Here is a 9,707-nt window from a genome sequence, read left to right as displayed (position 1 = left end):
TCCTGAGGGCTGGGCTCACTCCTGTTGTCAGTGGCATGGGCTGTACTGTCTGGGCGCCTGCCCCGCCGTCCGCTCACGGAGGGGACTGGGTGCAACTCCTGCTTCACCAGACAGAGAGAAGATCGTGAACGTCCCCGCTCCTGCCGGTATCGCGACGCTGGTTGCCTACGTGGCCACCATTCCCGCGGCCAATCTTGCTGTTACACACTTCGGAGCCGTCCCAGTGGGCTTCGGCTACGCGGCCCCAGCCGGGGTTTACATGGTCGGACTAGCCCTCGTCCTCCGTGACCTTGCACGGGAGGCGGCCGGCCGCAGGGCGGTCCTCGCGGCGATAGCCATCGGCACCGTCTTGTCGTACTTCCTTGCTGACCCCGCACTCGCGATGGCATCAGCTGCGGCCTTCGTGGTCGCCGAAAGCATGGACTTCGCCGTCTATGAGCCTCTGCGGGAACGTGGCCTGCTGATCGCGATGCTCGCCTCGAACGCGGTCGGTTTGCTTTCGGACAGCTTGTTGTTCCTCAAGCTTGCATTCGACTCCTTCGAGTACCTGCCGGGACAGATCCTCGGCAAGGCGTGGATGACCCTCGCAGCGGTAGCAGCCCTGACCCTTCTCCGTCGCCGAAAGCGCGCTACGGCTGGACTTCCGGAAGCTGCTCGTCGCTGACCCTGGCTAGGACCCGGTGAACGGCAGCACGTCTTCGCGCTGCATGGCGAAGATCCCGATCAACTGGCCATCTCGGTGCCTCCAGCCAGCCATGTACTCCCTGACCCTGGCGAGCTGCCCGTCATCCACGTGCGCCTGCCCCGGCCATCAGACGCACCCAGCCCCCGCTCCAGATAGGCCGGGCAGCCGGGTAGCTCGATGGCCAGGATGGGCGAGGAGTACGCCAGGCCCCCACCTGTAGGTGCGCTCACGAGCGGGAATGTCGTTGGGCAGGCACACCTGGAGTTCGAGGACACCGTCCGGGTATCGGTGCTGCGCGCGAATGGTCGCCAGGGTCCACGCGGAGTCGACCCAGATCCATACCGCTGGCTCGTGCCTGTCCGGGTACACGTCGGTCCGTACGCCGACGGTTTCGTGCTCGGCGCGAGGCGGAACCTCGACTGGAGCGATGACAGGGTGGTGAGCGGGCGACTCCCAAAAGAACATGTGTTCGATAGTAGGGGATCGTCCTCGGCTAAGGACCTCCTAACGGGACGGTCGCGACCGCTGAGGCGCCTACGGTGGGGTGGTCCCATCGTGTTCTCGAAACCAGGAGTCGCCGGATGCCCACCGCGATGTCAATCGAAGGGGAGCTGACACGCCTCGTCCCCGTGGGCGAGCAGGACCTCGACCTGCTGGCGGGCTGGTTCGCCGACTCCGCCTTCGTTAAGCACTGGGGCGGTGCGCCATTGGCCCGTGAGGAAGTAGCTGCCAAGTACGTGGGGCGCCTCCGGCCTGAGGTGGAGTCGTTCCTTGTGCTGGCCGCCAGCGGACCAGTGGGGTACGCGCAGTACTCGTGCGAGGGTGGAAGGGATGGCGGCATCGACGTTCTTCTCATCCCCGAGGCGCGCGGCCACGGCTTCGGCCCCGACGTGGCCGGCGCGCTGATGGCGTTTCTGCTGCAGGGGCGAGGTTGATCACGAACGATGCGACGGTCCAGGGGTTCCCCAGACGATCCTTGCTGGGGACAACCCGCCGTTCAGCGCCGCGATGTGACGGACCGACATACGCGGAAGCCGAACTTGCTCTTGCCCTCCACCTCCGATAGCGTCACCGCAGCAATGAGGGCCCCACCATGCCAATGGTGGGGCCCTTTTTGCGTCCTCCCGGATCCGGGGGGACTCGAGTGTCGCGCGCCGCCGTCTTCAGGTTCCTAGGCCGGGGAGACGGTGGCTGCGCTTCGAGGAAGGGACATCTCGTGACCGCCTACCATGGCACACCTTCTAGTGGGGAGTCATCCCCCGGGATTCCGGCTGCCAACGGTCTGATCCCGGACGTTCCGGCCGGAGCGGCCTCGGTCGTGCCGCGTGAGGGCGTGCACGTTCAGATCGGCGGGCGCACCGTTTTGGCGGTGTACGTCTCGCCGGTGATCGCGGCGGGTGTATCTCTCCTGTTCGGGCTGGTGGGCTGGGGCTACTGGCCTTGGTAGTGGGAGCCTGAGCCAAGACCGGATGCGGGGCAACTGCCCTCGCGGCCATGGAATGGTGACTGGACGGTACAGACCGGTGTGCCGTGCCAGTGGTCCGTAGGTCGCCGAGGAATCACTCGGCTGCCCATAACCGAGCTGTGCATACCAGCCGCTAGGCGGCTGGTATGCACAGCGGCAGCAACTCCTCCTCCGTCCAGTCCCGAAGGCGCGCTGAGCGATCGGCTCGGCGCTCAAGCGAATGCTGGGCTTGGCGGTGGCCGACAACACCGCGGGCAGCCTCAGCATGTTCTCGGTGCGTTGCACGAAATGGCCCCACGCCGGGCACTATCTGTAGCGGCGGGTCGGCACTAGCCACGTCGCCGCCAGTGCCTCGCTCGCCTCGCCTTCGTCCTGCGGATCGTCCGGCGCAGGCACCTGTCGTACGACTTCGATCTGCCGCTCGATGCCGCGCAGGTTCTCCTGCATGTCCATGGTTACCACGCCGTCAACGGTGACCTTCAGCGGGTCGGCGAGGAGCTTCGCGCGCCGCTCGCCCAGCACCTCCAGGGTGACCGCCCTCACCGACCGCAGCCGGAAGAACCGGCGCTCCAGGTCGGCCGGGTCAGTGTCCGGCCCGAGCTGCGCCAGCAGCCACGACCGCTGGAACTCGTCCACCAGGTCCTCGTCCTCCTTCTCCACACGAAGTACTGCCCGGCACCGGGGAGCCTCCCTGGTACCGGGCCGTACGAACGATCACGACGACGCCGACGAGCGAGCCCGCCGCGGTGGCGACTTCTTCGCGCCGCCACCCCCGCCGGCCTCCGCCTGCTCCGACTCCTGCTCGCCCTTCCCCGCGGTGGGGTCGGGCTCCCCCACCGCGATCGGCTCCGGTTCTGGCTCGCAGTCGTCGGGTGGCACGTCCCAGGCGTCTGGGTTCGTCACCAGCGCGGCGAGCTCCGGATCAGGGCATTCTCCGGGCAGAAGGATCAGCTCCTCCCGCGTGGATGGGTCCTGTACGTACACGGCAGCAACAAGACGCGGCATCACAGCACCTTCGCGACGATGTGTGCGTCCGGGGTGTGCAGCACCGGCATGCCGACCGCGGCGCCCTTGGTGTAGATCTGCACCGGGTCATCCTGGACACCGCGGGTGATGATCAGGCCCGGGGCCTCCTCCCGGATGATCTCCGGGTTCGTGCCGCGCGACAGGACCAGGGCCTCGGCCGTCACACCGAGCTGCGTCTGTCCCCACTTCTCGCGATCCGGCGGCACCAGAATCCACAGGTCTTCGGGCAGCACCTTGCGGGGCTTGCCGTCGACGCGCACCTGGGCCTTGTAGAAGGTGATCGGCGGCAGGCTGTAGTTGCCGCGCACCACGTTGATCTGCTGCGGGGTGAGCGTCGCCGTCGGCGTCGTCGACGGATTCACAGACCCGTAGTACGCCGCCCTGTAGGCATTGTTCGCCGCGAGATAGCTGAACGCCTTCCGCGAGGACACGACCATCTCCGGCTCCGGAGCGCCGATGTCGTCCAGGTGCTGGATCCACCGCAGCTCATCAGCGATCGGATCGGACGCCGGATCGGACCACGGGCGGGCGGCGACCGGCATGTTCTCCGCCGGGACGTTCCAGTCCACCTCCAGCGTCAGGCCGTTCTCCTGCACCAGTTCGAACTTCCCGTCGGCCAGGACGTCGCCGGCGGCCAGCTCCAGCCGGGAGCGGATCGCCTCCACATGCCGTTCGACATCGTCATACAGCAGCTCGATCAGCCGGTCCTGGTCCGAGCCGTGCGACGCCTCCAGCAGGATCTGCTCCTGCTCGGAGACCACGAGCTTCTGGCCCAGCGCGGGCAGCGCACCCTCACGGGAGGTCTGCCACGCCTCACGTGTGGCAAACGGCACCGACGCGTTGAACGCCCGGTACTTCGCCACGTTCACGTACCGGCCCGAGTCTCGCGTGCGCCACTTGACTTCCCGCAGTTCCAGCGTCGGGAAGATCGTCCGGGTGAGCAGGAAGTCCTTCGGCGACGGGATCGCACGGGCGAACGTCGTCAGGTCCGCGACCGCGACGTCCTTCAACAGGTCCTGAATCGTCATAGCTCAGGCCCCGCTCAGACGAAGCGGATCTGCGCGGCCCGCGGGTGCCACGTCAGCTGCGACAGGTCGATGCCGCCCGGCACCTTCGACGCCTTCACCGCGCCGTGCCACAGCAGCGCGGCCGGTACCCGGGTCTGGCCCGGAGCGAACGGTGCCTCGGCGACCACGAAGCCGCGCAGCACCTGACGGCCGCAGTGCGCCTCCGGGTCGTACGGTCCCCACAGCTTCGACTCGGCGACCTTGCCGACCGGTACGCCGGAGAAGACCCGGCCGTACGGGTCGCAACCGTCACCGCACTGGTAGTGCACGCCTTCGGTGAACAGCGAAAGGTCGAGGGTGATCGTGTCGGTCGAGTCCGTGCCGTGCAGTGCCGCCAGCCACTCGCGGTTGGCGGTCACGTACTCGGACGTCGTAACAGGCTGAATGGTCACGCTGTGTCTCCATGGACGAATGCGGTAACTGTCCGCACACCGCCCATGGGGGCGGTGCCGTCCACGAAGTTCTGGGGGCGTGGTCCCCCAACTGCCTTGGTATCAGCGGGCGTCGCTGAACTCGGCGGCCGGTACGAGCCCGCGCCGACGCGCCATCTCCAGACCGGCTGAACCCGGTCGTCTCACCGGCGTCGTGCGCTGCGGGCCCCGTCCGGCCGGAGCTCCGTCCGGAGCCGCCGGTACCTGCCTGCGTACCTCGCCGAACAGCTCCGGGCGCCGCGACCGCAGCGCCTCCGCCGCGGCCGATATCTGCGACTCGTCCGCGTCCTCGTCATCGACGGCAAGCAGCCGCTCTGCGTCCACGAGGTCGTCGCCCTCCGCGCCGAGCGACACCAGCGCGGCCCGGCGAAGAGCGGCACGCTCACGTTCAGCCGCCAGTTCCTCTCGCCGCGCGGCCTGCAACTCCCTCTCAGAGGCGGCCTGTTCGCGTCGCTCAACTTCCGTCAGCGCGGCCTGCTCGGCCTCGCGCTGTACGGCGACGAACTCGGTCAGCGCCTTCGGCGTATCGAATCCGAGCGTCGACAACAGGCGCTTGATGGCGGCTCGTTCACCCTGGGCCTTCTCCTTGGTCAGCATCTTCCCCAGGCGATCCTGGGTCACGGTGACCTGCTGCTCCTGGCCGCCGCCGTCGTCGGCGTCGTCCAGGTGCTCGTTCGTCTCGTCCTCCGACGAGGCCCCGAGAATGGGGAAGATCGGCCGCCCATCACGGCGATAGCCGACAGGGCTGCGAGTCGGCAGGGGCCGGAGCATACAACTCCTCCTGGTGCGCGCCCCCGCGCTGCCGATCAGTGTAGCCACCTGCGCCGACAGCGCCACCAAGGCCGTGTCCGACCACCGCGCGAGGATGGCGATGCGAACCAGTCAGGAGGCATTGAGCATGACCCTCGACCCGTACACCGCAGTCGGCCTGATCCCGGAGATCACCGAGATCCAGCAGCGCGACGACATCGCCATCAACCTCGACCACCTGTACGCCCTCACCCGCACCGCCGTCTCCCTCGGCGGCCTCGACCACCCCGTCCGGCTGGTCGTCCTGCCCGAAGGCGCGCTCCAGGGCTTCACCGACGAGATCCACGACCTCGACCACGCCACCTACGCCCGTACCTGCGCCATCAGCCTTCCCGGCGCAGAGACCGAAGAACTCGGCCGTTGGGCCCGCGAGTTCAACACGCACATCATGGCCCAGGCCAAGGCCCTCCACCCGGCCTTCCCCGACCGGTACTTCAACGTCGGCTTCGTCATCAACCCCGACGGCGAGATCGTCCTGCGGCACTACAAGCTCGCCCCGCTGCCGCCCATGGAACACAGCCTCAGCCCGCATGACGTCCTCGACGAGTGGACTCGACTCTACGGGCGCGGCCCCGACGCGTTCTGGCCCGTCGCCGACACCCCCATCGGCCGCCTCGGCGTCATGATGGCCAACGAGGCGTCCTACCCGGAGAACGCCCGCGGCCTCGCCCTCGGCGGATGCGAGATCGCCTACCGCACCAGCTACCCACTGCCCGGCGTCGCCTCCAACGCCTTCGACATCCAAAACCGAGCCCGCGCCCTCGACAACACCATGTACGTCCTCGCCCCCAACCCGGCCTCCTACACCGGCGCCGACGGGCAACGCGTCGACTTCTTCGGCGGCCACTCCACCATCACCGACCACACCGGCCGCACCATCGGCCACCTCGACCACGGCGGCGTCGCCACCTTCGTCACCGCCACCATCGACCTGCCCTCCCTCCGCCGCCAGCGCACCACCGCCGCCTGGACGAACTGGGCCAAGGACCTGCGCACCGAGCTGTTCGCCACCCTGTACGAACAGCCCATCTACCCGGCGAACCTCTACGCCGACCGCGCCCCGTACAACCACGCCGAGTACCGCAAGCACGTCACCGAACCGCAGATCGCCCTGATGCGCGACCGAGGCACCTGGGCCTGACCCCCCGCTCCCACACGCACCCCGGCGACCGCACCCGTCAACGGCCCGCCGACACCGGCTCCCGCTCCCTCTTCTCCACAGCACCGCCGCGCCTGGCCGCGGGATCGCGCCCGTCCTCCTGCTCCTCCTCGTCGTCCGGCTCCCCGCGACGCGCAGCGGCCTCCGCCATCCGCACCGCCGCCTCCTGCTCGGCCTTCGCCCGGATGAGCGCCGCCTCCTGCGACGCATCCTTGATCGGGTAACCCGCGTCCATCAGCATCGCCACCGCCGTCTCCAGGGACAGCACCCCGGCCCCGTACGCCTGGACGACCTCCTCCAGCACCGCGGCCCGGTCCGTCGGCGTATGCGGCGCCCACGACAACCGCGCCGAGAACGACTCCCCGGCCACCCACCCCTCAGCGCGCCCGGCCTGGAACAACCTCTGCACCATCTTGAACAGCAGCCGGTACTTGTGCTCCCGGGCCAGCCGCATCGCCCCCACCAGCGCGTCCAACGGCCCCAGCGCCAGCTTGAGCGCATACCCCGACGGCACCTCCGACGCGTCCAGCGTCCCCAACCCGGCAGCCGTGACACGAGAGTTCGACGCGATCCGGTCCAACAGGTGCTCCACCCGCGAGCGCAGCTCGGCCAGTTGCGGCGACGTATCCAGCGCGTCCATGCGCCCGCTGTCGCCGAGCTGCCACACCGCGCCGGCCTCCACCTTCAACTGCTCGGGCCTGCCCGTCGCCCGGTCCACCGGCAGCCGCGCACCCGCGAGCCCGATGATCGGCGTGCCCGTCGTCGCCGAGGCAGCCGAGCTGTCCGAGTCGGTGGCCGCCAGCTCGTCCAGCCCCTGAAGCACGCGGGCGATAGCCGAGCGGCCCCAGTGCTCCCCGCCGTCGGGGATCGTGTTCGTGATGTGGATGACCGGCACGAAATCGATCATCAGATCCAACCGGTTCAGCTCCGTGCCGTCCGGCCGCACCCGAAACGCCGCCTTGTCCATCGGCAGCCGGTCCAGCGTCTCCCCGCGCTTCAGGTCCTCCAGCAACCACTCCGCATCCGTCAAGAAGCACGTCACGTTCGACGGCCGCCCCGGCTCCCACGGGTAAAGCCGCACCACGCTCTCGTCATCCTCGGAGATCGGGCCCAGCTCGTACGTCACCCGCCGCACCCGCGCCTTCAACCCCGCATCCGGGTCCTCCGGCAGCTCCCACGCCAGATGCACGCGCGTAGGGAAGTCCTGGTCCTGCTCCTCGTCCCACTGCGGGAAGAAGAACCCCGGATCGTAGACCCTCAGCGTCGGCCGCTGCTTCTCCTGATTCCACGCCAGCACGTACACGCTGTCGCCCAGCAGCACCGCGTTGCGCTCCGCCTGCTGAATCCGAAGCGTCAGCAGCTCCTTCTCAGCCCACTTCCGCATCCGCTCCTGCGCAGCAGCAGCCTCCGTCGCACCCGGCTTCGGGGCCTCCTCGTCGGCGTGCTCCGCCCCCTCCACCACGATCTGCTGATCCGATCCGAGCAGGTAGCCCAGCGCCGTATCGACCAAATTCGCCGCATCGCCCAGCTCGCGCCGCTCCAGCGCCGCTTCATCCCCCGACGCCGCCGCGAGCTGACCGGCCTGGTTGTTGTCGTACGCCGCCAACACCTTGTACGCCGCGAGCCTGCGCAGCTCGTGCGGCGGCAGCCACGTCGCTGCCAGCTCAGGGAAGGCCCGGTTTCCTGGGCGGCCGGCATCGGCCATCACCGGCTTGTAGTTCAGCCATGACCACGCGTCGATCATGAAATGGCGCAGGCCCATCGGGGGCGGTACCTCCCGTAGACGGCCCCGCGCCGTGTGATCAGCGTACCTGCGAGGAGGTCTCCCCACCCGGTGGACCACTGGCATGGCGTGCGGCGCAGCACACCCAGATGGCTGACCGGCGCGAGCCTCTTCCCCTCTTTCAGCGCATACTCGTGGCCAGGGGGCACTCAGGGAGCATGCACCATGAAGTCTCGAACGCACCGCCGACCGCCCGCCGAGCGGGACCTCGTCAAAAGAACCGTACGCGCGCAAACGCCCCCGCCCCGATGGCTCATTGGTAGTGACCGCCGACGCCGAGCGCAGGCTCCCCCAGGTACGTCGGCGAAGAGCATTGCCGACACGATTAAATTGGTCGTTGAGGCAGGTCGTGAACACGCAGCGAGAGATCCGAACGTCCACAAGGCCCATGTGGTGGTCTCAGTGATTGGCGAGGATGAGCCCGGCAGCCCATACGTCGAGATAATGGAGTTTCCCTCATACGAGGATGCAATGCGGACTGTTCGGCCGCCCGTGGTGCGGTCACTAGCCGCACGTGGTGCGGTCATTAGGGGGGAAACTATGGCGGAAGAATCTGGAATGACCCCAATGGGCGAACGGGAGATGGGGGAGCCTGTAGGGGTAGAGTCCCCCAATCGGACCGCTGGGGAACCGGTCACAGCAATTCGCAGAGGATTCTTTCATGGAATTGCCAAGGTCCTCGGGTCGACACTTGACATATTCAGTGGAAATCTTAGTAAGGCGCGCGGGGACTTTCCACCCTTCGAGGCTACGCTGGCCGAGGATGCTCGCCGACTGGCGTCCACTCTGAGAGATTCCCCGGGCCCAGCGGGAGTGAAAGAGGAGCCTAGACCCAAATTGGGGGAGCCAGATTGACAGCCGCTGATGAGCCCAACGCACTCCGGGTTGACGCCTTGGACCCGAACGACCTACTCCTGATCCAACAGAGTTCGCCCGATGTCTACAAAGACCTGATGAAGGAAAAGAAAAAGGACCAGCGACACCGGCGCTGGCATCACACCCTTCCCACCATTTACCCGCTAATCGGAATGCTCAGCGGACTCATCGCTTTGGGAATTCTCACCTGGGTGGCCCTTGCATTCGTTGATCAGGGGGCTACAGCAGAGGGTGTGACCATTATTACGTCCGGCGCAGCGTCTATTGTCGTCGTCTTTGTCACAGGGCGGCTCGCCACGAAGGACTAGGTATCAGGTTGAATGTAGTTGATCTCCCTTCACGGTCCGCGTCCCGGGCAATGGTCAACCTCTCTCGGCGCCGGAGATTTCCAGTCGGCTTCAATCA

Annotated in this window: 10 protein-coding genes; 4 read left to right on the top strand and 6 right to left on the bottom strand. The window is 67.5% G+C overall.

The window, feature by feature from the left end:
• Positions 1-124: 124 nt before the first annotated feature.
• Positions 125-664: a VUT family protein gene (locus tag Q5762_RS14210; RefSeq protein WP_315892427.1), complete on the top strand. Its 540-nt coding sequence runs from the start codon at positions 125-127 to the stop codon at positions 662-664.
• A gap of 602 nt (positions 665-1,266) precedes the next feature.
• Positions 1,267-1,620, top strand: a complete 354-nt coding sequence (locus Q5762_RS14205; RefSeq protein ID WP_315892426.1) for a GNAT family N-acetyltransferase — start codon at positions 1,267-1,269, stop codon at positions 1,618-1,620.
• 836 nt (positions 1,621-2,456) lie between these two features.
• Here Q5762_RS14205 and Q5762_RS14200 read toward each other — a convergent pair.
• The 5 genes from Q5762_RS14200 to Q5762_RS14180 form a co-directional block, all read right to left on the bottom strand.
• Positions 2,457-2,810, bottom strand: coding sequence for a hypothetical protein (locus Q5762_RS14200; protein WP_315892425.1), 354 nt, complete (start codon positions 2,808-2,810; stop codon positions 2,457-2,459).
• A 54-nt stretch (positions 2,811-2,864) separates the two neighbouring features.
• The gene (locus Q5762_RS14195; protein WP_315892424.1) at positions 2,865-3,155 is read right to left on the bottom strand and encodes a hypothetical protein; all 291 of its coding nucleotides are present in this window, start codon (positions 3,153-3,155) and stop codon (positions 2,865-2,867) included.
• Positions 3,155-4,204: a major capsid protein gene (locus tag Q5762_RS14190; RefSeq protein WP_315892423.1), complete on the bottom strand. Its 1,050-nt coding sequence runs from the start codon at positions 4,202-4,204 to the stop codon at positions 3,155-3,157. Before Q5762_RS14190 ends, Q5762_RS14195 begins: the two co-directional genes overlap by 1 nt.
• 14 nt (positions 4,205-4,218) lie before the next feature.
• The gene (locus tag Q5762_RS14185; protein WP_315892422.1) at positions 4,219-4,635 is read right to left on the bottom strand and encodes a head decoration protein; all 417 of its coding nucleotides are present in this window, start codon (positions 4,633-4,635) and stop codon (positions 4,219-4,221) included.
• Between the two features lie 102 nt (positions 4,636-4,737).
• Positions 4,738-5,445 carry a hypothetical protein gene (locus Q5762_RS14180; protein WP_315892421.1) on the bottom strand — a complete coding sequence of 236 codons (708 nt, stop codon included), beginning with the start codon at positions 5,443-5,445 and terminating at the stop codon, positions 4,738-4,740.
• Positions 5,446-5,572: 127 nt separating this feature from the next.
• Here Q5762_RS14180 and Q5762_RS14175 point away from each other — a divergent pair, with 127 nt between their 5' ends.
• Positions 5,573-6,625 carry a nitrilase-related carbon-nitrogen hydrolase gene (locus Q5762_RS14175; RefSeq protein WP_315892420.1) on the top strand — a complete coding sequence of 351 codons (1,053 nt, stop codon included), beginning with the start codon at positions 5,573-5,575 and terminating at the stop codon, positions 6,623-6,625.
• A 37-nt stretch (positions 6,626-6,662) separates the two neighbouring features.
• Here Q5762_RS14175 and Q5762_RS14170 read toward each other — a convergent pair whose 3' ends face one another.
• The gene (locus Q5762_RS14170) at positions 6,663-8,405 is read right to left on the bottom strand and encodes a hypothetical protein (protein WP_315892419.1); all 1,743 of its coding nucleotides are present in this window, start codon (positions 8,403-8,405) and stop codon (positions 6,663-6,665) included.
• Positions 8,406-9,277: 872 nt separating this feature from the next.
• Between Q5762_RS14170 and Q5762_RS14165 the strand changes: the two genes are divergently transcribed.
• Positions 9,278-9,610: a hypothetical protein gene (locus tag Q5762_RS14165; RefSeq protein ID WP_315892418.1), complete on the top strand. Its 333-nt coding sequence runs from the start codon at positions 9,278-9,280 to the stop codon at positions 9,608-9,610.
• Positions 9,611-9,707: the final 97 nt, after the last annotated feature.

The organism is Streptomyces sp. P9(2023) (assembly GCF_032436795.1).
In the GTDB taxonomy this organism is placed as follows: Bacteria; Actinomycetota; Actinomycetes; order Streptomycetales; family Streptomycetaceae; genus Streptomyces.
This window is presented reverse-complemented; position numbering and strand designations above follow the sequence as displayed.

Bases quoted from the DNA above. Each gene is read 5' to 3' on its own strand.
- Q5762_RS14205 (WP_315892426.1), top strand. From the start codon at position 1,267: ATGCCCACCGCGATGTCAATCGAAGGGGAGCTGACACGCCTCGTCCCC.
- Q5762_RS14195 (WP_315892424.1), bottom strand. From the start codon at position 3,155: ATGCCGCGTCTTGTTGCTGCCGTGTACGTACAGGACCCATCCACGCGG.
- Q5762_RS14190 (WP_315892423.1), bottom strand. From the start codon at position 4,204: ATGACGATTCAGGACCTGTTGAAGGACGTCGCGGTCGCGGACCTGACG.
- Q5762_RS14180 (WP_315892421.1), bottom strand. From the start codon at position 5,445: ATGCTCCGGCCCCTGCCGACTCGCAGCCCTGTCGGCTATCGCCGTGAT.
- Q5762_RS14175 (WP_315892420.1), top strand. From the start codon at position 5,573: ATGACCCTCGACCCGTACACCGCAGTCGGCCTGATCCCGGAGATCACC.
- Q5762_RS14170 (WP_315892419.1), bottom strand. From the start codon at position 8,405: ATGGGCCTGCGCCATTTCATGATCGACGCGTGGTCATGGCTGAACTAC.